Below are 20,729 nucleotides of genomic sequence, written 5' to 3'. Positions count from 1 at the left end.
ATGAATTACTGCTTGGTCACTCTTCAAGACTTGATATTTTTGTGCTGCCGAAGCAGCTGGATATCGTCTTGTGAGTGCCCACACAGATTGTCTGATAAATTGTTAAAGAGCAGTGAGTTACGCGCTTTCGCTTGCTAACTCGAGGTGGCGTATATTACGCTTTCCTCTTTCAGAGTCAACCCTAAATTTCAGGTTTTTTTTCTGCGACCCTGGATACTCTGTGAAGTGATTCACACGTTCCCGGTCGATGGAGGCGCATTATAGGGAGCTTACTCAGAATGACAAGGGATTATATTCACTTTTGTTCTGACCGCTCACTATTCATGCATAATGCGGGTTAAACCCGCTTTTTGATAGCTGCTGGCAGGTCTTGCAGGCTGTTTAATACCCAATCCGCCGCTTTCTCGCCTTCTTCCGTTACTGGCTTACCGGTGCGAACCAATACCTTAGTCCCTACACCGGCGGCTGCGGCGGCTTGCATATCTTCGATTTTGTCACCCACCATATAAGAAGCTGCCAGATCGATATTCAGTTCTTTTTGCGCTTGCAACAACATACCGGGCTGCGGTTTGCGGCAATCGCATGTTTGACGGTATTCTTCTATTACTGCTTCTGGGTGATGTGGACAAAAGTAGATACCGTCCAGGTCGACATCACGGTCGGCCAACGACCAATCCATCCACTCGGTCAAGCGCATAAACTGGTCTTCGCTGAATTTGCCACGGGCGATACCAGATTGGTTGGTCACCAACACCAGCGCGAACCCCATCTTCTTCAGTTCACGGCATGCATCAATCACACCATCAATAAATTGGAAATCATCTATCTCATGGACATATCCATGATCAACATTAATCGTACCGTCACGATCTAAGAAAATTGCTGGAACGCGTTGTGTCACCGGTTTGCTCCTGAGGGCCTGAAAACGCGCACAGTATCGCATGTTTTAGCGCAGACTGAGAACGGTGAAGAATAGCGTTAGCGTTGACTTAGACGTCTAGACGCCTTAACATCTGAGCATACCTTGGTTCCAACCAAGGTCTACTTTTATCTAGCCACGGGCAACCACGCTAAAAATAAGAAGAATATGATTAAACTTTCTAACATCACCAAAGTGTTCCAGCAGGGATCGCGCACCATCAGCGCACTCTCTGACGTGAGCCTTCACGTCCCTGCCGGGCAAATCTATGGCGTTATCGGTGCATCGGGGGCCGGCAAAAGTACGCTGATCCGTTGCGCCAACATGCTTGAGCGCCCAACTTCCGGCACGGTGTTGGTTGATGGGCAGGACCTGACCTCTCTGTCTGAAACCGATCTGACACGCGCACGCCGCCAGATCGGCATGATCTTTCAGCACTTTAACCTGCTCTCTTCACGCACGGTATTTGGCAACGTTGCGCTACCGCTGGAACTGGACAATACCCCGCGCAGTGAAATCAAGAAACGCGTTACCGAATTACTGGAACTGGTCGGGCTGTCGGACAAACATGATGCTTACCCGGCCAATCTGTCAGGCGGCCAGAAACAGCGTGTCGCGATCGCTCGGGCATTGGCCAGCAACCCGAAAGTGTTACTGTGTGATGAAGCCACCAGCGCACTTGATCCAGCCACCACACGTTCCATTCTGGAGTTATTGAAGGATATTAACCGCCGTCTGGGGCTGACTATTCTGCTGATCACCCATGAAATGGACGTCGTAAAACGCATCTGCGATCAGGTTGCCGTCATCAGCCAGGGGCAATTGATCGAAAAAGACAGCGTCAGCGAAGTCTTCTCACATCCCAAAACGCCGTTGGCACAGCAGTTTATCCAATCCACGCTGCATCTGGACATTCCAGATGACTACGCCAAGCGCCTGATGCCGGAACGCATTGATAATCATCAGCCACTGCTGCGTCTGGAGTTCACCGGTCAATCCGTTGATGCACCGCTGCTGTCCGAAGCCGCTCGCCGCTTCAACGTCAATAACAACATTATTAGCGCACAAATGGATTACGCCGGTGGTGTGAAGTTTGGTGTGATGCTGGCCGAGTTACATGGTTCTGACGAAGACGCGCTGGCAACCATTAAGTTCCTGCAAGAAAATCAGGTCAAAGTAGAGGTTCTGGGTTATGTCTGAGGCAATGATGTGGTTAATGGCTCGTGGAGTTTGGGAAACCATCACGATGACCTTTGTCTCCGGCTTCTTCGGCTTCGTGCTCGGCTTGCCGGTCGGTGTGCTATTGTACGTAACTCGCCCAGGACAAATTATTGCCAATAATACCCTGTATAAAGCGTTATCTGGGCTGGTGAATATTTTCCGTTCCATTCCCTTCATTATTTTGTTGGTGTGGATGATTCCTTTTACCCGCATGATCGTTGGCACCTCGATTGGCTTACAGGCCGCCATCGTGCCGCTGACCATCGGCGCTGCGCCTTTTATTGCCCGCATGGTAGAAAATGCTCTGTTGGAAATTCCATCCGGGCTGATTGAAGCCGCTCGCGCGATGGGGGCTACGCCAATGCAAATCATCAAGAAAGTGCTGCTGCCAGAAGCATTACCTGGTCTGGTGAATGCAGCGACCATCACGCTGATCACCCTGGTGGGTTATTCTGCGATGGGCGGTGCCGTTGGCGCGGGTGGTTTAGGTCAAATTGGTTATCAATATGGTTACATTGGTTATAACGCTACCGTCATGAATACGGTATTAATATTACTGGTCGTTCTGGTTTACCTGATTCAGTTCTGTGGCGACCGTATTGTTAAGGCCGTTACTCACAAATAGTTTTTACAAGCACGCTCACACTACCCGCTAGGGTAAAGCGTATTTCATATGCGAGTCTAATGAGGAAAGGATATGTCGTTAAAATTTAAATCCCTTGCGGCAATCGGCGCACTGATCGGTACCCTGGCTCTGGCCGGTTGCGGTCAGGACGAAAAAAATCCGAACCATATCAAAGTGGGCGTTATCGTCGGTGCTGAGCAGCAGGTGGCAGAAGTTGCCCAGAAAGTCGCCAAAGAGAAGTATGGCCTGGACGTTGAGTTAGTCACATTCAACGACTATGTCTTGCCAAACGAAGCCTTGAGCAAAGGCGATATCGATCTGAACGCTTTCCAGCATAAACCTTATCTCGATCAGCAAATCAAAGATCGCGGCTATAAACTGGTGCCGGTAGGCAACACTTTCGTTTACCCGATTGCTGGTTATTCCAAAAAAATCAAATCATTGGATGAATTGAAAGAAGGTTCACAGGTTGCACTGCCTAACGATCCTACCAACCTGGGGCGTTCGCTGCTGCTGCTGGAGAAACAAGGTCTGATTAAGCTGAAAGACGGCGTTGGCCTGCTGCCTACCGTTCTGGACGTGGTAGAAAACCCGAAAAACCTGAAGCTGGTAGAATTGGAAGCACCACAGTTGCCACGCTCACTGGACGATCAGCAGATTGCGCTGGCTATCATCAATACCACCTATGCCAGCCAGATTGGTTTGACGCCCGCCAAAGACGGCCTGTTTGTTGAAGATAAAGAATCACCTTACGTCAACATTATGGTTGCCCGTGAAGATAACAAAGATGCAGAAAACGTGAAGAAATTCGTTCAGGCCTATGAGTCTGATGAGGTTTACGACGCAGCGAATAAAATCTTCAACGGTGGTGCAGTGAAAGGTTGGTAATCGTTCACGACCTATTTTACTCCTATAATTGCAAGGCGGGCTCAGGCCCGTCTTGTTATTTCAGTCAGAGATTGCTTCAATAGCGCCACTTTTATCAAAGGCAGAGGAATGTCAATGCGTGTTTTACCTCTCTGTTTGTTAGCACTCTTGCTGGCCGGATGTTCTAAAAAACAGCCAGCACCACCCACAACAGACAGCACCAACGCACCGGTAGCAACCGCACCGGCAAAAGCGGCACCAGCAGCACGCCCAGCATCAGTCACACTGTACAGAAACGCAGAGGAATTAATCGGTAAACCTTTCCGTGATTTAGGGGAAGTTTCCGGTAGCGTCTGCCAGCTCACGGTTCAGGATCCGCCACCGAATCTGGCCGCGGCCCGCAGACGGATGCAACAGCGTGCTGCCCATATGAAAGCCAATGCAGTATTGCTGCATGACTGCCAGATGCTCAGAGGCGTTGCGGGTTGTTACCAACAGGCGGTTTGCCAGGGTTCTGCACTTAACGTTTCGGCCAAATGACCGAATTCGTTTTTAATCAGATCGGTATCATCCGCTCACCGTATAAAGAAAAATTCGCCGTTCCCCGTCAACCGGGGCTAGTCGAAGACGGTGGCGGAGAACTGGTGCTGTTGCCGCCTTATAATCAGGTGGAAGCGGTGCGTGGTCTCAGCGAGTTCAGCCATCTATGGGTGATGTTCATTTTTCATCAAACCATGGAGGGCGGTTGGCGGCCCACGGTCAGGCCCCCGCGGCTGGGGGGAAATGCGCGTATGGGCGTTTTCGCCACTCGTTCAACCTTTCGCCCTAACCCACTCGGCATGTCGCTGATCGAACTGAAAGGTATTCAGACTCAGGGCGGGAACGTGGTGCTAAAGTTAGGCAGCCTCGATCTGGTTGATGGCACCCCGGTTATTGATATCAAACCCTATCTGCCGTTCGCCGAAAGCCATCCCCAGGCCCGGGCTGGCTTTGCCCAAACGGCCCCTGCCAGTGATATGCTGGTGCGTTTTTCCCCGCAGGCAGAGCAACAGTTGCAGCAACATCTGCGCCGTTACCCTAATTTACGCCGCTTTATTAGCCAGGTGTTAGCACAAGACCCGCGCCCTGCCTACCGTAAAGCGGAAGAAACAGAGCGTGAATATGCCGTGTGGCTGTTGGAATTCAACGTGCGCTGGCAGGTTATTAATGGGCAAACTGAAGTGTTATCACTCGACGCCCGTTAAAATTCCACCGCCTCTCTTTTGGCAACCGCCCTGCGCTGGTAGACTAAACCACTTTTGAAAATTTTGGCTGCCCTCTGGCAGCCCGATGCAATTTGCAGCGCTAACGGAACTCAAACATCATGCGTACTAGCCAATATCTGCTCTCCACCCTGAAGGAGACACCTGCCGATGCCGAAGTGATCAGCCATCAACTGATGCTGCGTGCCGGGATGATCCGCAAGCTGGCCTCCGGTCTTTACACCTGGCTCCCCACCGGTCTGCGTGTTCTGAAGAAGGTTGAAAACATCGTTCGTGAAGAAATGAACAATGCTAATGCGATCGAAGTTTCCATGCCGGTGGTCCAACCCGCAGATCTATGGCAAGAAAGCGGCCGCTGGGAGCAGTATGGCCACGAGTTGCTGCGCTTTGTCGATCGCGGCGATCGTCCGTTTGTTCTCGGCCCAACGCATGAAGAGGTGATCACCGATCTGATCCGCAATGAAATCAGCTCCTACAAACAGTTACCGCTGAATTTCTTCCAGATCCAGACTAAATTCCGTGACGAAGTGCGCCCGCGTTTCGGCGTGATGCGCTCACGTGAATTCCTGATGAAAGATGCCTATTCATTCCATACCACGCAGGAGTCTCTGCAGGCGACCTACGATGCTATGTACGAAGCCTACAGCAAGATTTTCAATCGTATGGGGCTGGATTTCCGCCCGGTGCTGGCCGATACCGGCTCGATCGGCGGTAGTGCATCACATGAATTCCAGGTGCTGGCAGACAGCGGCGAAGACGATATCGTCTTCTCAACCGACTCTGACTACGCGGCCAACATTGAGCTGGCAGAAGCAGTTGCTCCAGCGCAGCCACGCGCCGCTGCCACGGAACAGCTGCGTCTCATCGACACCCCTAACGCCAAAACCATCGCCGAACTGGTAGAGCAATTCCAGCTGCCAATTGATAAAACGGTGAAAACCCTGTTGGTTCACGCAGCTGAAGAGAGCGGACACAAGCTGGTTGCTCTGCTGGTGCGCGGCGATCACGAACTGAATGAAATCAAGGCGGAGAAACTGCCACAGGTAGCGGCTCCACTGACTTTCGCCACTGACGAAGAGATCCGCGCCATCGTTGGCGCAGGCCCAGGTTCTCTCGGCCCGATCAACATGCCGGTGCCTGTCGTCATTGACCGTAGCGTAGCCGCCATGAGCGACTTCAGCGCGGGTGCCAATCTCGACGCGAAGCACTACTTTGGGATCAACTGGGAGCGCGATCTGCCGCTGCCACAGGTTGCCGATATCCGTAACGTAGTGGCAGGTGACGCCAGCCCGGATGGTAAAGGGACGTTGCTGATTAAACGCGGTATCGAAGTGGGGCATATCTTCCAGTTGGGTACCAAGTATTCGGAAGCAATGAAAGCCACTGTGCAGGGTGAAGATGGCCGTAATCAGGTTCTGACCATGGGCTGCTACGGTATTGGGGTCACTCGTGTGGTAGCCGCCGCTATCGAGCAGAATCATGACGATCGTGGCATCGTCTGGCCAGACGCCATTGCGCCATTCCAGGTGGCTATTCTGCCAATGAACATGCACAAGTCATTCCGGGTGCAGGCGCTGGCCGAAGAGCTTTACAACCAGCTGCGTTCTCATGGCATCGACGTGATTCTTGATGACCGTAAAGAGCGCCCTGGCGTCATGTTTGCCGATATGGAGCTGATTGGTGTGCCGCACTCCATTGTGATCGGCGATCGCAACCTCGACAGTGAAGAAATTGAGTATAAAAATCGCCGGGTTGGCGAGAAGCAGATGATTAAAACCGGCGAAATCGTTGATTTCCTGCTGGCCCAGATCAAACGCTGATATTTTCTATACGGTATAAAAACACCCTGTTCATACCCAAAGTACTTGGAGTTGCAGGTAGGCGGCAACTGAGTGACAAATCGGTGATTAACCGATTTGAACAGCACTTGTGCTGACCCGTAGGGTGAGCCTCATTTAATGAGGCTCATAATCCCGATGAGCTTACTCAAGTAAGTGATTCGGGTGAGTGAAGGTAGCCAACACCCCTGCAGCTTCAAGTAATAAGGGTATCAGGGTGTTTTGCTAAGGAAGCAGTAATTAAAGGATTAAGCAATGCCGTTACCTTACCCCCCATTTATATGGCTGTTTGCGTTGCTGCCAGCCTTTCTCAACGGTTGCACCATGGACATCGCGTTGCCCAAAAAAGAGCAACACGCATCCCTCAACCCCGTGGATATCCAGTTTCAAGCCCTCAGTTCCGCACCACAGAATACCTTTCGAGAGGTCGATGCCGCCGCCCTTCAGGATGGCGATCTGCTATTTTCCTCGACGATCGGCCTGACCTCTCTGGGGATCCGTATCTTCAGTGCTTCCTCGGTCAGCCATGTCGCGATCTATCTTGGCCAAGGCCAAGTTGCCGAAGCGGTAGGTGATGGGGTACAGATTGTTAGTCTGGACGATGCATTGGCCCACAGCGACAAACTGTTCGCTTTACGCATGCCGGGCCTGGCGCCAACTCAGGCGGAGCAGATTCGCCACTTTGCTAAGCAAAAAGCCGGTAGTCGTTACAATTATCAGGGGATTATCGAGATGATGCCCTTTATGGTGACCAAGCAGTTGTGCTCCCTGAACCCTTTCTCGAAAGATTTCCGCCAGCAGTGCGTGAAAGGATTGGCTGCAGCTCAGCTCAGTGCCTCGACCGCCGATGAATCCAGCTATTTCTGCTCACAGTTCGTGCTGGCCGCCTTTGAGCACGCCGGGCGGCCACTCACGCTGGCATCCTCTGGCTGGGTCAGCCCTGGCGATCTACTGCATATGCGGGAAGGGGATATTGCAACGCTGGCCCCCAATCAGACTCTGGCTTACGTAGGGCACATCAAACCGGGTATCTACTTACGCAATCGCGCATTGGCAAGCAATAGCTCACCTGATGCCACATCCCCAGTTCAAACTGATTATCGCGTATTCTAGAAATTATCGTTAGAAAACATAAACCCCACCATTTGCCATGATGGGGTCTTATTTTTAACAGCAGAAACGCCCTGCCCTACATCAGCGCGCTCAGTGACTGTTACAATCCTTGCTGTTATCAAAAGTCACCTTGCCACCCGGCTCAGGCACCAAAGCTTTCTGCGTCAACCCTTCTTCCATTGATGGCTGAACGCTGAAATGGCCATTAAGCATCAGGAATACCGGTTCCCCTGGCGCTTTGCGGGCTTTCAGATACCCTTTTTCCAACGCAATGTTATTGACTACCGGGAAGGTTTTACCGGTCGCACAGTCTTTGAATACCGCCGCATCAGCGAAATAGGTGTAAAGCCCGCGCAAAGGCATTGGCGTTTTTGGCAGCGGTTGCTCACTTGGCGACAACGTATAGTTCAGCTCGGATGTGATCGGCGCTCCGTTGCGATCCAGCATTTGCAGATTCTTACCTACCGGACGGAAGTAACGCTTTTCGCCGCTGCCTTCGGTCAGCACCAGCCGATCGGCCGTACGCGCCCACTGACCATAGCTGGCAAAGGTTTGATCGCCGTCTTTGGTACCGCGATAGGTTTCCTGCAGGATAAAAGTCCCTTCTTTATCCAGAAACAGAGTGGTATCTATCCCGCCACAGTCGGCACAGGGCAATACGCCTTGATAGCTCTGCTGCATTGGCTGAAGCGGTTGTTCTTTGGGTTGGTATTGGCTATTACAGCCCAGTAGCGAAAGCACTCCTGCTGCTAAAAACAGGACGATTGTTATTGTCTTCACAGTTATTCTCCTGCCATGTTCCATTGATATCCACAGCGTGGCGCCGCAGATCGGCCCCTAAGGACGAACTTTGCCGCGCAGCGCTTTAGTTGCGCCTTTACGCACCTTGCCTTCCAAGCGGCGCAATTTTGCCCCTTTGCTGGGCTTCGTTGCCCTACGCGTTTTTTCAACCACCATCGCCTGTTGAATCAGCGCCACCAATCGGGCCAACGCTGCTTCACGATTTAATTCCTGGCTACGGTATTCCTGAGCTTTGATGATCACCACACCCTCAGCGGTTACCAGGTGATGGTTAAGCGCCAACAACCGTTCCTTATAATACTCTGGCAGGCTGGACGCCCGAATGTCAAAGCGCAAATGAATGGCCGTTGAGGCTTTGTTCACGTGCTGCCCGCCCGCACCTTGAGCACGGATTGCCGTTAATTCGATTTCGTTGTCCGGTATCGCTACGTTTCTTGACAGTGTCAGCACCGGTTAAACCTGCGCCTGCTGCCATTCGGCAAACTGAATTTCCAGATTATTCTGAGCATCAGAAAGCCAGATCGTGCCTTCCTGTAACGTAGCTTGTAACGTCATGTTGCGGTTGGCCATCGCGGCCAGGCGGGTTAATTGTCCATCATCAAGAAAACGGATGCTTAGGTTTTTGTGGTTAGCCACTTTACCCTGCATGGATTGCCACCAGACAGACCCGGCACGTTCACCATAGGCATATAACATCACGCGTGGCGATTGATTACAGGCTTTTTTAAGGCGTTTTTCGTCCGGTAACCCCAGTTCGATCCACATTTCCAGCCCGTTATGGTCGTTGCGTTGCCAGATCTCCGGCTCGTCTTCTGCACTTAAGCCTTTGGTAAACACCAAACGCTCATCGGCATGGCAAATCCATGCCAGCAGGCGTAGCATCATGCGCTGTTCAGTTTCTGAAGGATGCTGGGCCAACGTCAGCGTTGCGTCGTGGTAAAAGTGACGATCCATATCCGCGATATTGACCGTGGCTTTGTAAATTGTTGCTTTCAGCGCCATGGGTAACCTCATTATTAACAGGGCACAGTGTACTTGATAAGATCGGTTCACAGCCAGCACCAGGAGCCTATAGCTGCGAATGAAAGCCAATACGAGGTGCTAATAACTCCACTGCACCTGTGCTATAGTCGTTTATGATAGGGTAAATCTCCGAGTGTCTGTGCCTCATCGCGGCCTGTGTTGGCGATAATGCAAAGATTCTTAAGGGAGGAGACTGTGCAACAATACTGTGAGTTAGTACGCCGTTTTTATGCTGAGATCGGCAGTGGAGATCTCGGCTATGTGCCAGATGCACTAACATGTGTCCTGAAGGCATTGGACGAAGTGGCAGCGAATAGCGCGCTGCCATCCTCCGTTAGGGAACAGGCGGCATTTGCCGCCGCTAACTTATTGGTGAGCGACTATGTTGATGAATGATGAGTATCAACCCATCAATTGCGATGACTACGACAATCTGGAACTCGCCTGCCAGCAAAAACTGACTCTGAAGCTGGAGTTACGCGACGGAGAAACGATCGAGGCCAAGGCGATCGATCTACTGCAGAAAAAGCGCGTTGAATATCTGACGATCGATCAGAATGGTACTCTGCGCGATGTGCGTCTGGACCATATCAGCAGCTTTAGTCACCCGGAAATTGGTACCGTTGTCGTCAGTCTTTCCGACTGATCGCCTCGGTAACACCATCTCTTACAGGGCAGCCTAGCGGCTGCCCTCGTCATTTACGGTTTCAGGCTGGCGTAGTAAGCCGCCAGATCGGCGATATCCGCATCAGACAGATTCGCGACATAGGCCCTCATCACTTGCGCCTGGCCGCTGGTTCGCTCCCCTTTTTTGTAGGACTGCAAGGCTTGCTCCAAATACATCGCGTTTTGCCCGGCCAGATTCGGATACATCGGCACTGAGACCTTGCCTTCTGCACCATGGCAGGCCACACAGGTAGCCGATTTGTTCTTGCCTAGCGCAGGATCACCTGCCGCCCAAGCGGAAACGCTCAACAACCCCGCCACCATCAGTACGCTCATCGATTTCATCATTGCTCCTCACGAGATATTGTTATTATTTTTTCTTCCAGCACAGTCGCCACGGCGCTTCATCAGCAAGCACCTGCCCCTCTGCGGTAACAAAAACATCCATGGCGGCGATCAGTTGCTCATCATAGTAAATCAGTGGAATACGTTCACGCTGCCAGGGGGGAATGCCGAACTCCTGCCACAGCTTCTTGATGTGCCTTGAACCGGCACGATTGACAACTCGCACCCGACCAGTGGCGCTAAAACGCACGCTCACCTGCTCATCAGCCCGCGGTGCGCGCACCAGGTTATTCCCTTCATCTCTCACCAACGCACCGAGGCCATCGGGCAATTCCAGCCTGGTCGGTTGCGGCCAAGGCAATTGCAGATCGTGTAAATCAGCCATGAGCGGTAACAGATATAAACGCTGGCGGAAACGGCGGATCTGATAGTTGCCCAACTGCAGCTGCGGTTCCGCATCTTCGCGGCACAGCGCCACTTCGTGCCAGAGCCTGTGCAGTTGGGCGCGCGCAGGCATGGTCACGCCAAACAGAGCCATCCAGCGGCGCAACAGCGCATCACGCCGTGCCGGAGAACAGGCTTGCAGCCCTTCGATTGCCAGCGCATTGTCCGCATCCAGCAACTGTGTTAACTGCTCTGCCAAGAGTTCATCCAGCAGTTGCTCCTGCTCGGCACACAGACTGGCACTGCGCGCCGTTGCCGCCGCAAAGTGCGGCCAACGCTCATTCAGCAGCGGCAAGACTTTCAACCGCAGGAAATTGCGATCAAAGCGACAGTCTTGATTGCTGTCATCCTCGATCCAACGCAATTGGTGCTGAGCGGCATACTCCTCCAACTGCTGACGCGAAACCCCCAACAGCGGCCTTAGCAGCACATGGTTTCCCAAGCGGGCTTCGCTGGCCATGGCCGACAGCCCCGCCGGGCCGCTACCGCGCTTTAAGGCCAATAAGAAGGTTTCACATTGATCATCAAGATGTTGGGCCGTCAGCAAAGTTTCATCCGCCGCCAGCGTGGCAGTGAAAGCCGCATAACGGGCGTTACGCGCCGCGGCCTCGATACCTCCGCCCAGCCCAGCCAATTGAACCCGATGAACCACCAACGGCACCTGCCAGCCTTCACACTGCTGCTGGCAATGGGCCACCCATTCATCAGCAAAACGACTCAAACCATGGTGAACGTGCACCGCACGCAAAACACTCCCCGGATGCTGCTGACGCCATTGCACTAACAAATGCAGCAACACACTGGAATCCAGCCCACCGCTAAAGGCCAGCAACAGTTGGCGTTTAGCACCCAGTTGTTCAGCGAGCCGTGCAGGAAGTTGATTGATATTCATCGATTATGCTTGGTAACGACCACATAGCCGCACCTTAACCAGCCCCCCCTCATCAAGCAAGCATTAACCGCGTGGAACTTCATATAATTCGAGCGGTAATCCGTCAGGATCGTTGAAAAAGGTGAAGCGGGACTGGGTATAAGGATCGACACGCACTGGCTCGCATACCACTCCTGCCGTTTGCAGTGCAGCGATCGCGCACTCAATATCGTCTACGCTGAATGCCAGATGACGCAGGCCACAGGCTTCTGGGCGGCTAGGACGAGCTGCAGGTGCCGGGAAGGAAAACAGTTCGATCGTATACTGGCCGTTCAGAGCCAGATCGGCCTTCCACGAGTCGCGCTCTGCGCGATATACCTCGGCCAAGAGGGTGAACCCGAGGATATCGCAGTAAAAATGCTTACTGGCGGCATAATCGGAACCGATTACCGCAATATGGTGAACCTGGCGTAATGCCAACATGGATGTACTCCTCTTATACTCGTCATACTTCAAGTTGCATGTGCGTTGGCTGCGCTTGCTCACCCCAGTCACATAGTTATCTATGCTCCTGGGGCCTCTCAAGCTTGCCGCCTTCCTGCAACTCGAAGTATTTAGAGTATATAACCTTGTACCTGCGTCAAGCCGCTGGCGTTTTCAGCACTTTCACCAGATAACGGCCATCGTCGGTCTGCTTTGCGCCATGAATATCGGTTTCAAAACCAGGATAACGTTCACCGATCGAACACAGCATCAGCAGGAAATCGAGCACCGCGCGGCTCTCCTCGGTAATCATCTCACCCGGCATCACCAGCGGAACGCCTGGTGGATAAGGCAGGATCATATTGGCCGCCACTTTACCGATCAACTGGTCGATCTCACAGGTTTCCACGTTGCCCCGCACCTGCTGCTGAAACATCTTATAAGGCGTCAACTTCATTTCCGGCAACACGTCAAACGCCCGCTGCATCAAGCGCGGTAAGTCATGCTGGCAAATCAGTTGGTGGATCCCGGCGGCGAGATCCTGAATACGCATGTGGCGGTAAAAATCCGGATCCTCAGCATACAGATCCGGCAGCATATTCTTCACCCGCAGGTTGAGATCATAAGCGCGTTTAAAATCAGTCAGGCCGCGCAGCAGGCTCATGGCCTTGGTTTTATCAATCCCGATGCTGAACAGGAACAGCAGATTATACGGCCCGGTTTTCTCTACCACGATGCCGCGCTCATCGAGATATTTTGCCACCAGCGCCGCCGGGATGCCGATGCTCTCCAGTTCGCCCAGTTCGTTCATGCCCGGCGTCAGAATGGTCACCTTGATCGGATCCAGGTACATATGATCGCGATCGGTATTACCGAAACCATGCCAGTTATCATCAGGGTTCAGCGGCCAACATTGTGCCTCGTCGATCTCCTCCGGCTGCCAGATATCGAAAAACCAGCTATCGCTCTCAGCGCGCAGGCGCTGAATCTCACGGCGAAAATGCAGGGCCCGCTCCACCGAACGATTAATCATCCGCCGCCCTGGATTGCCCCGCAGCATGGCTGCCGCGGTTTCCATCGACGCAACAATGCCGTAATGCGGCGAAGTCGTGGTATGCATCATATAGGCTTCGTTAAAGGTATTTTCATCGTAGTCACCTTTAATATGAATCATCGACGCCTGCAAGAACGCCGCCAGCAACTTGTGCGTCGATTGGGTTTCATAGATCACTTTCCCCGGGATACGTTCGCCGCTCATACCGCTTTTGCCATCATAGATCGGGTGAAAATTGGTATAGGGCACCCAGGCTGAATCGAAATGAATCGATGCCACATCCAGCGTCTGCTTGATGTAATCGGTGTTGTACAGCAAACCGTCATAAGTGGAATTGGTAATTACCGCATGCACCGGCCAGCTGGCGTTAGCCGTCTCGGCTACCCGTTTGGCAATGCTGCCATGAGAGAGTTCACGCTGGGGAATACCGCCTAAAATACCGTAGGCATTGCGTAACGGGCGCAGGTAAATCGGCACGATGTCGCACATCATCAGCAAATGGCACAGCGATTTATGGCAGTTACGGTCAATCAGCACCGTGCTCCCCGCCGGAGCTGAATACATTCCGACGATCTTATTGGCCGTGGACGTGCCATTGGTCACCAGATAACTCTGTTCGGCGTTGAAGGTGCGAGCGATATACTCTTCCGCTTCCAAATGAGGGCCGGTGTGATCGAGCAATGAGCCTAGTTCGGTTACCGAGATAGAAATATCGGCCTTCAGCGTATTGGCACCGAAGAAGTCATAGAACAGGCAGCCCACCGGGCTTTTCTGGAATGCGGTGCCCGCCATGTGCCCTGGCGTGCAAAAGGTATACTTCCCCTCTTTGACATAGGTGAACAGCGCCTTAGTCAGAGGCGGGGTAATGGCGTCCCGATATTCATTGGTGTACTGCTGAATACGTTGGGCAATATCTTCTGCAGCGTTCAGACCATATTCGAAGAAGTACAGCACCATGCGCATTTCGTGCAGGCTGACGTCGAACGTGGAATGGGTGTTGATAAAGGCATATAGCGGCAGGTACTCATTGAGATCGTTGATTTCGCTGCACAGTTCCAGGCTGTAATCATCCCAGTCAAACACCACGCCGCAGATACGGGCGTTGTGTTCAATCAGCTTCAGCAGATCGCCGCTGTCTTTCGGATAAACCAGTTGGAATCCCATGGAGGCCAATGCAGTGTGGAGCTCGCGAATAGGTTCATCTTTGTAATAAACGCCCATCGGGCTCATGATCGCGATGATATTCATTGGGCTGCTCCTGTCAGTTAACTACCAAGCGCTTATAACAACATGAAAGACCGACGGAGTGTACCCCGCACCTCCAAAACCACGAATGGCAGACGTAAAAAATCTATGGTCCCCACCATTTTTGCAACACTGATTTTTGACTAATGGTGGGCTTGCTTAAATCTATCCGGCGTCATTATGGGCAAGGATGCCCGTGCCTCGATGAGTTTCGCACCTGACAAGCCTTAAAAACCGCACGGCTTCCAAGAGCCATTTTTTACGTTAGGTTTCCATCAGGTCCACATGCCGTTCATGTCATCAATAATCAGTCTTCGCAAAACCAGATTGGGAACTGCTTTAATTAACGAGTGACCTGTCAATTTGACAGCGTCATCGTTATCTTTCGAACACGGTTTGCCGGGTCGTTATCGCCCAAGCTATCCGGGCTATTTTATTAGCCAGCGCACAACACACTACGCAGGAGTGTTTTCTTGCCAGCTGTGCCTTGACCCAGTCAGCCAGCTTTCCTGATTGATAATCTATTTTCTGGATAAAGACCCTGGCACACTGGACAAGCAACCGTCGCAGATTTTTATCTCCGCGTTTACTTATCCCTAAAAGCGTATTTTTGCCGCCGGTGCTGTGCTGTCGGGGCACCAGGCCGGGTGAGGCAGCAAAGTCCCGGCTACAACCATATTGCTTACCATCGCCCAACTGCGATGACAAAACGCTGGCAGTTATCGGCCCAACGCCAGGTATCGTCTGAAGACGTTGCCCTGTTTCATCACGACTCAGTTCTTGTTCCAGCGCCATATCAAGCTCAGTGAGCTGTTCGACAAGATAGAGATAATGAGCATGTAAGCGAATCAACAACTGTGCCAGATAGGGGGGAGTGTGTTCTCTGCCAGAACTGTTGAAAGCCGTTTTATCACTGCGGTTCCGATAGGCATGCTAATGCCAAACTCCAGCAAAAATGCATGCATCTGATTGGTCGTTTTGACTTTATCTCTGACCAGTGACTCTCTGACACGATGCAGGGCACGCATAGCCTGTTGCGCCTCAGTTCTAGGGTGTACAAATCGCATAGATGGGCGAGATGCTGCTTCGCAGATGGCTTCGGCATCGACAAAATCATTCTTGTTACTCTTTACAAAGGGACGGACAAATTGCGGAGAAATGAGCTTCGCATCATGCCCTAAATCAACGAACCGACGAGCCATAAAATGGGCACCGGCACAGGCTTCCATTACAACGGCAGTCGGTGCACACATAGCCAGAAACTCGATGAGTTTGGTGCGGGTAAATTTTTTTCGCAGCAATGCCTTGCCTGATTTATCCTGACAATGAATGTGAAAAGAATGTTTGCCGAGATCGATACCAATAAGCGTGACGTTTTGCATGATGGTCTTCTCCATAAAGAAACACCCTGCCAGCGTACCGCTCACAGGGTGGTGGGGACCATCTCATTAACCGCCGAGCAGGCGGTTTTTTGTGGCACAGATAAACTCAGCAGTAGCCGTAGTTCATCAGGCGCTGATAGCGACGATTAAGCAACTCTTCGTTACTCAAACCATCCAGATCGGCCAGATCGGCCAGCAATTGTGCCTTCAATGAAGCGGCCATTGCCGGCACGTTACGGTGGGCAGAACCCAGAGGCTCCGGGATCACCGTATCGATCAGTTTCAGCTCTTTCAGGCGCGGAGCGGTAATGCCCATCGCTTCTGCAGCAATCGGCGCTTTGTCGGCGCTTTTCCACAAAATTGAGGCACAGCCTTCCGGCGAAATCACCGAATAGGTGCTGTACTGCAGCATATTCACTTTATCGCCAACGCCGATAGCCAACGCACCACCAGAGCCGCCTTCGCCGATCACGGTGCAGATCACCGGAATATTCAGGCGGGACATTTCACGCAGGTTGCGGGCGATCGCTTCAGATTGCCCACGCTCTTCTGCGCCTACTCCAGGATAAGCCCCCGGGGTGTCGATGAAGGTAATCAGTGGCATTTTAAAACGCGCAGCCATTTCCATCAGGCGCAACGCTTTGCGGTAACCTTCTGGTGCGGGCATGCCGAAGTTGCGACGGATTTTCTCTTTGGTTTCGCGCCCTTTCTGATGACCAATGATCATCACCGGGCGGCCATCCAGCCGTGCAATACCCCCAACGATAGCTTTGTCATCGGCATAAGCGCGATCGCCAGCCAACTCTTCAAAATCGGTGAAGATGTGTTCGATATAATCCAGCGTATAAGGGCGTTGCGGGTGGCGCGCCAATTGGGCGATCTGCCAAGCCCCAAGATCGGAAAAAATCTTGCGCGTCAGCTCAACGCTCTTTTCACGCAGGCGCTGAACCTCTTCGTCCAGATTAATATCTAATTTTTCGTCTTGACGGTTGACTGCAGTCAGCGAGTCAATTTTCGCTTCCAGCTCTGCAATCGGCTGTTCAAAATCAAGAAAATTCAGACTCATAGCATTCCTATTTTAGTCAAATTCCAGTTCCACCTGCTCATTACCTACCAGGGTCCGCAAATCTATCAACAAGCGGTCGGTCGGCGTCACGCGCCAGGTTGCGCCGAAACGCAATCTTGCCCGCGCATCTTCCCGTTGATAGTAGAGATGCACTGGAATCGTCCCCGAGCGATGGGGTTCCAAAGACTGACGGAGACGGTTCAAAAGCTGGTCATCAATTTGCCTGTCCGTCAGCGAGATAGCAAGCCCACGGGCGTATTTTTCACGGGCTTCACTGATATCCATTAACTCGCGGGCCATCATTTTAAGCCCGCCGCTGAAGTCATCAAAGCTGACCTGTCCAGTGGCGATCAGGATACGGTCTTTTTCCAATAAATGCTGGTATTTTTCCAACGCTTCGGTGAATAACATCACTTCCAAGCGGCCAGAACGGTCATCCAGCGTACAAATACCGATACGATTGCCGCGTTTAGTCACCATAACCCGGGCGGCAATGACCAGCCCGACGGCGGTTGTCATCTTACCCCGATCGGTTGGGTGCATATCTTTCAAACGCTGGCCACCGGCATAGCGTTCGATTTCCCTCAAATACTGGGTGATCGGGTGGCCAGTAAGATAAAGCCCCAGCGTTTCGCGTTCACCGTCTAACACCACCTGTTCCTGCCAAGGCGGCACGTTGGCGTAAGACTGCTCTACCTGTTCCGGCGCTTCCGCCAGCACGCCAAACATATCGGCCTGGCCGATCGCTTCAGCTTTAGCATGCTGATCGGCCGCTTTCAGCGCATCGCCCAGCGAATTCATCAGCGCTGCGCGGTGCGGCCCCAGGCGATCAAACGCCCCGGACATGATCAGTTTTTCCAGAATACGGCGATTGAGCTTTTTGATATCAGAGCGTGCGCACAGGTCGAACAGATCTTTAAAATACCCCTGTACACCGCTGTTACGCGCTTCAATAATAGCCTCAATCGGCCCTTCTCCCACACCTTTAATCGCGCCGATACCGTAAACGATCTCGCCTTCATCATTGACGTGGAAGTGATATTGCCCGCTGTTGATATCCGGCGGCAGGATTTTCAGCCCCATACGCCAGCATTCATCCACCAACCCAACCACCTTGTCGGTGTTATCCATATCGGCGGTCATCACCGCCGCCATAAACTCGGCAGGATAGTGGGCTTTCAGCCACAACGTCTGGTACGACACCAGTGCATAGGCGGCCGAGTGCGACTTGTTGAAGCCATATCCGGCGAATTTCTCTACCAGATCGAAGATTTTTACCGACAGTTCACCATCAATACCACGCGATTTAGCGCCATCTTCAAAACCACCGCGCTGCTTGGCCATTTCGACCGGGTTCTTTTTACCCATCGCACGGCGCAGCATGTCTGCGCCCCCCAGCGTGTAGCCTGCCAGCACCTGGGCAATCTGCATGACCTGTTCCTGATACAGAATGATGCCGTAGGTCGGCTCCAGCACCGGTTTCAGCGATTCGTGCTGCCACTGGATATCAGGATAAGAAATCTCTTCGCGCCCGTGCTTACGGTCGATAAAGTTATCTACCATGCCCGACTGCAAAGGGCCTGGGCGGAACAAGGCGACCAGTGCGATCATATCTTCGAAGCAGTCAGGCTTCAGGCGCTTGATCAGGTCTTTCATGCCGCGCGATTCAAGCTGGAATACCGCCGTGGTTTCCGAGCGCTGCAGCATGTCAAAACTTTTCTTGTCATCAAGCGGGATGGCCGCGATGTCGATCGGTTCCAGCCCGGTCTTGGCACGGCGAGCGTTAATCATTCCTAACGCCCAATCGATGATGGTCAGAGTACGCAGGCCGAGGAAGTCGAACTTCACCAATCCGGCATATTCCACATCGTTTTTGTCGAACTGGGTAACCGGGTGGTTGCCTTCAGCATCACAGTATAGCGGGGCGAAGTCGGTAATTTTGGTTGGTGCGATCACCACCCCACCCGCATGCTTACCAGCGTTACGCGTCACCCCTTCCAGTTTACGCGCCATGTCGATCAGCGCCCTGACCTCTTCATCTGCCTCATAAATTTCCGGCAGTTGGGGTTCAGCGGCAAAGGCCTTTTCCAGCGTCATCCCCGGATCGGGTGGCACCAGCTTGGAGATCCGGTCAACAAAACCGTACGGATGGCCCAATACGCGGCCCACATCGCGGATAACCGCTTTCGCCGCCATGGTTCCGAAGGTGATAATCTGCGATACCGCTTCACGGCCATACATGTCCGCCACGTGCTCGATCACCAGATCGCGTTTCTCCATACAGAAGTCAACGTCGAAGTCGGGCATCGATACACGTTCCGGGTTCAGGAAACGTTCAAACAGCAGATCAAACTCCAGCGGATCCAGATCGGTGATCTTCAGCGCATAGGCCACCAACGACCCCGCACCGGACCCACGCCCCGGCCCTACCGGCACGTTGTTATCTTTCGACCACTGGATAAACTCCATCACGATCAGGAAGTAGCCAGGGAAGCCCATCTGGTTGATCACCTTCAGCTCAACATCCAGACGTTCATCATATTCCGGGCGACGCTGGGCGCGGACTTCCGGATCCGGGAACAGGAATTCAAGACGCTGCTCCAGCCCCTCTTTAGATTTCGCGATCAGGAAATCTTCGGTGGTCATATCACCGGTTGGGAACTGCGGCAGGAAGTACTCGCCAAGGCGAATGGTGACGTTGCAGCGTTTAGCGATTTCGACGCTGTTAAGCAGTGCCTCGGGGATATCGGCAAACAGCTCGCACATCTCCTCTTCACTACGCATAAACTGCTGCGGGCTGTAGTTCCGCGGCCGTTTGGGATCGTCGAGCGTGAAACCATCGTGGATCGCCACGCGGATTTCGTGCGCATCAAAATCATCTTCCACCAGAAAGCGCACATCGTTGGTAGCCACTACCGGTAAACCACGCTCGGTTGCCAGTGCCACCGCGGCATGCAGGTAGTTTTCTTCGTCCTGGCGGCCAGTGCGGATAAGTTCCAGATAGTAACTGTCGGGGAAATACTCCTGATAAAACGCCAGGCATTGATCCACCTGCGCATGGTTGCCACGCAGCAGAAATTTGCCGACATCGCCCATCCGCCCACCGGAAAGCAGGATTAACCCTTCACGGTGTTCGATCAGCCAATCACGGTCAATAATCGGGCCAGCCGCGCCGTAACCGCGCTGATAAGCGTGGGAAATCAACAGAGTGAGGTTTTGATAACCTTGGTTATTGGCAGCCAGCACGGTCAGCTGTGCCAGTTCATCGCCCAGCACTTCGCTCTGCACATGGAAATCCGCACCAATAATCGGTTTGATCCCCGCCCCATGCGCACTGCCATAGAATTTCACCAAGCCACACAGGTTGGTGAAATCAGTGACCGCCAAAGCGGGCATGCCGTGCTCGGCCGCTTTTTTCACCAGCGGACCGATCTTGGCCAATCCATCAATCATGGAGTAGTCACTATGAACGCGCAGGTGAATAAAACGAGGTTCGGCCATATC

General features: G+C 52.7%; 19 protein-coding genes and 1 pseudogene. 9 read left to right on the top strand and 11 right to left on the bottom strand.

Annotated elements, in window-relative coordinates:
* Positions 1-337: 337 nt before the first annotated feature.
* Complete coding sequence (gene gmhB / locus WG891_RS01675) at positions 338-901, bottom strand: D-glycero-beta-D-manno-heptose 1,7-bisphosphate 7-phosphatase (RefSeq protein ID WP_076943726.1); 564 nt, start codon at positions 899-901, stop codon at positions 338-340.
* A 186-nt stretch (positions 902-1,087) separates the two neighbouring features.
* Between gmhB and metN the strand changes: the two genes are divergently transcribed.
* The 7 genes from metN to WG891_RS01640 all read left to right on the top strand — a co-directional run bounded on the left by metN (position 1,088) and on the right by WG891_RS01640 (position 7,845).
* Positions 1,088-2,119, top strand: coding sequence for a methionine ABC transporter ATP-binding protein MetN (gene metN / locus WG891_RS01670; RefSeq protein ID WP_337261353.1), 1,032 nt, complete (start codon positions 1,088-1,090; stop codon positions 2,117-2,119).
* Positions 2,112-2,765 (top strand): methionine ABC transporter permease MetI, encoded by a 654-nt coding sequence (locus tag WG891_RS01665; RefSeq protein WP_076943724.1) that lies wholly within the window; start codon positions 2,112-2,114, stop codon positions 2,763-2,765. The genes metN and WG891_RS01665 overlap by 8 nt, the downstream gene beginning before the upstream one ends.
* 72 nt (positions 2,766-2,837) lie before the next feature.
* The gene (locus tag WG891_RS01660; protein ID WP_076943723.1) at positions 2,838-3,653 is read left to right on the top strand and encodes a MetQ/NlpA family lipoprotein; all 816 of its coding nucleotides are present in this window, start codon (positions 2,838-2,840) and stop codon (positions 3,651-3,653) included.
* A gap of 114 nt (positions 3,654-3,767) precedes the next feature.
* Positions 3,768-4,172, top strand: coding sequence for an Rcs stress response system protein RcsF (gene rcsF, locus WG891_RS01655; RefSeq protein ID WP_337261352.1), 405 nt, complete (start codon positions 3,768-3,770; stop codon positions 4,170-4,172).
* On the top strand, positions 4,169-4,876 hold the full coding sequence (tsaA, locus tag WG891_RS01650; protein ID WP_337261351.1) for a tRNA (N6-threonylcarbamoyladenosine(37)-N6)-methyltransferase TrmO: 708 nt from the start codon (positions 4,169-4,171) through the stop codon (positions 4,874-4,876). The genes rcsF and tsaA overlap by 4 nt, the downstream gene beginning before the upstream one ends.
* A gap of 119 nt (positions 4,877-4,995) precedes the next feature.
* Positions 4,996-6,714 carry a proline--tRNA ligase gene (gene proS, locus WG891_RS01645; RefSeq protein WP_337261350.1) on the top strand — a complete coding sequence of 573 codons (1,719 nt, stop codon included), beginning with the start codon at positions 4,996-4,998 and terminating at the stop codon, positions 6,712-6,714.
* A gap of 273 nt (positions 6,715-6,987) precedes the next feature.
* Positions 6,988-7,845, top strand: a complete 858-nt coding sequence (locus tag WG891_RS01640) for a YaeF family permuted papain-like enzyme (RefSeq protein ID WP_337261349.1) — start codon at positions 6,988-6,990, stop codon at positions 7,843-7,845.
* 90 nt (positions 7,846-7,935) lie between these two features.
* Here the strand turns inward: WG891_RS01640 and nlpE are convergent, their stop codons facing one another.
* From nlpE to WG891_RS01625, 3 genes are read right to left on the bottom strand one after another with little or no spacing between them, the layout of a single operon-like run.
* Entirely contained in the window at positions 7,936-8,625 is a 690-nt protein-coding gene (nlpE, locus tag WG891_RS01635) for an envelope stress response activation lipoprotein NlpE (protein WP_337261348.1), read from the bottom strand.
* A 57-nt stretch (positions 8,626-8,682) separates the two neighbouring features.
* Positions 8,683-9,096 carry an alternative ribosome rescue aminoacyl-tRNA hydrolase ArfB gene (gene arfB / locus WG891_RS01630; RefSeq protein ID WP_156293143.1) on the bottom strand — a complete coding sequence of 138 codons (414 nt, stop codon included), beginning with the start codon at positions 9,094-9,096 and terminating at the stop codon, positions 8,683-8,685.
* A 3-nt stretch (positions 9,097-9,099) separates the two neighbouring features.
* Positions 9,100-9,648 (bottom strand): YaeQ family protein, encoded by a 549-nt coding sequence (locus WG891_RS01625; protein WP_337261347.1) that lies wholly within the window; start codon positions 9,646-9,648, stop codon positions 9,100-9,102.
* Positions 9,649-9,864: 216 nt separating this feature from the next.
* On the opposite strand from WG891_RS01625, the gene WG891_RS01620 reads away from it, so the two are divergent.
* Positions 9,865-10,065: a YaeP family protein gene (locus WG891_RS01620; RefSeq protein ID WP_337261346.1), complete on the top strand. Its 201-nt coding sequence runs from the start codon at positions 9,865-9,867 to the stop codon at positions 10,063-10,065.
* Entirely contained in the window at positions 10,052-10,315 is a 264-nt protein-coding gene (gene rof, locus WG891_RS01615) for a Rho-binding antiterminator (protein ID WP_076943715.1), read from the top strand. Before WG891_RS01620 ends, rof begins: the two co-directional genes overlap by 14 nt.
* Positions 10,316-10,368: 53 nt before the next feature.
* Here rof and WG891_RS01610 read toward each other — a convergent pair whose 3' ends face one another.
* The 7 genes and pseudogenes from WG891_RS01610 to dnaE all read right to left on the bottom strand — a co-directional run bounded on the left by WG891_RS01610 (position 10,369) and on the right by dnaE (position 20,726).
* Positions 10,369-10,683, bottom strand: coding sequence for a c-type cytochrome (locus tag WG891_RS01610; protein WP_443005996.1), 315 nt, complete (start codon positions 10,681-10,683; stop codon positions 10,369-10,371).
* Positions 10,684-10,705: 22 nt separating this feature from the next.
* The gene (gene tilS, locus WG891_RS01605) at positions 10,706-12,016 is read right to left on the bottom strand and encodes a tRNA lysidine(34) synthetase TilS (protein WP_337261344.1); all 1,311 of its coding nucleotides are present in this window, start codon (positions 12,014-12,016) and stop codon (positions 10,706-10,708) included.
* A gap of 63 nt (positions 12,017-12,079) precedes the next feature.
* Positions 12,080-12,478, bottom strand: a complete 399-nt coding sequence (locus WG891_RS01600) for a VOC family protein (RefSeq protein WP_337261343.1) — start codon at positions 12,476-12,478, stop codon at positions 12,080-12,082.
* Between the two features lie 157 nt (positions 12,479-12,635).
* Entirely contained in the window at positions 12,636-14,780 is a 2,145-nt protein-coding gene (locus WG891_RS01595; protein WP_337261342.1) for a lysine decarboxylase LdcC, read from the bottom strand.
* A gap of 375 nt (positions 14,781-15,155) precedes the next feature.
* A pseudogene (locus WG891_RS01590) lies at positions 15,156-16,159 on the bottom strand (IS110 family transposase).
* A 106-nt stretch (positions 16,160-16,265) separates the two neighbouring features.
* Positions 16,266-17,225: an acetyl-CoA carboxylase carboxyl transferase subunit alpha gene (accA, locus tag WG891_RS01585; protein WP_337261341.1), complete on the bottom strand. Its 960-nt coding sequence runs from the start codon at positions 17,223-17,225 to the stop codon at positions 16,266-16,268.
* A 12-nt stretch (positions 17,226-17,237) separates the two neighbouring features.
* Positions 17,238-20,726, bottom strand: a complete 3,489-nt coding sequence (gene dnaE, locus WG891_RS01580) for a DNA polymerase III subunit alpha (protein ID WP_337261340.1) — start codon at positions 20,724-20,726, stop codon at positions 17,238-17,240.
* Positions 20,727-20,729: the final 3 nt, after the last annotated feature.

This window comes from Serratia sp. MMO-28 (assembly GCF_037199905.1).
Taxonomy (GTDB): domain Bacteria; phylum Pseudomonadota; class Gammaproteobacteria; order Enterobacterales; family Enterobacteriaceae; genus Chania; species Chania oryzae.
Note: the sequence above shows the minus strand (reverse complement) of the source record. Positions and strands in the feature narration are given on the sequence as shown.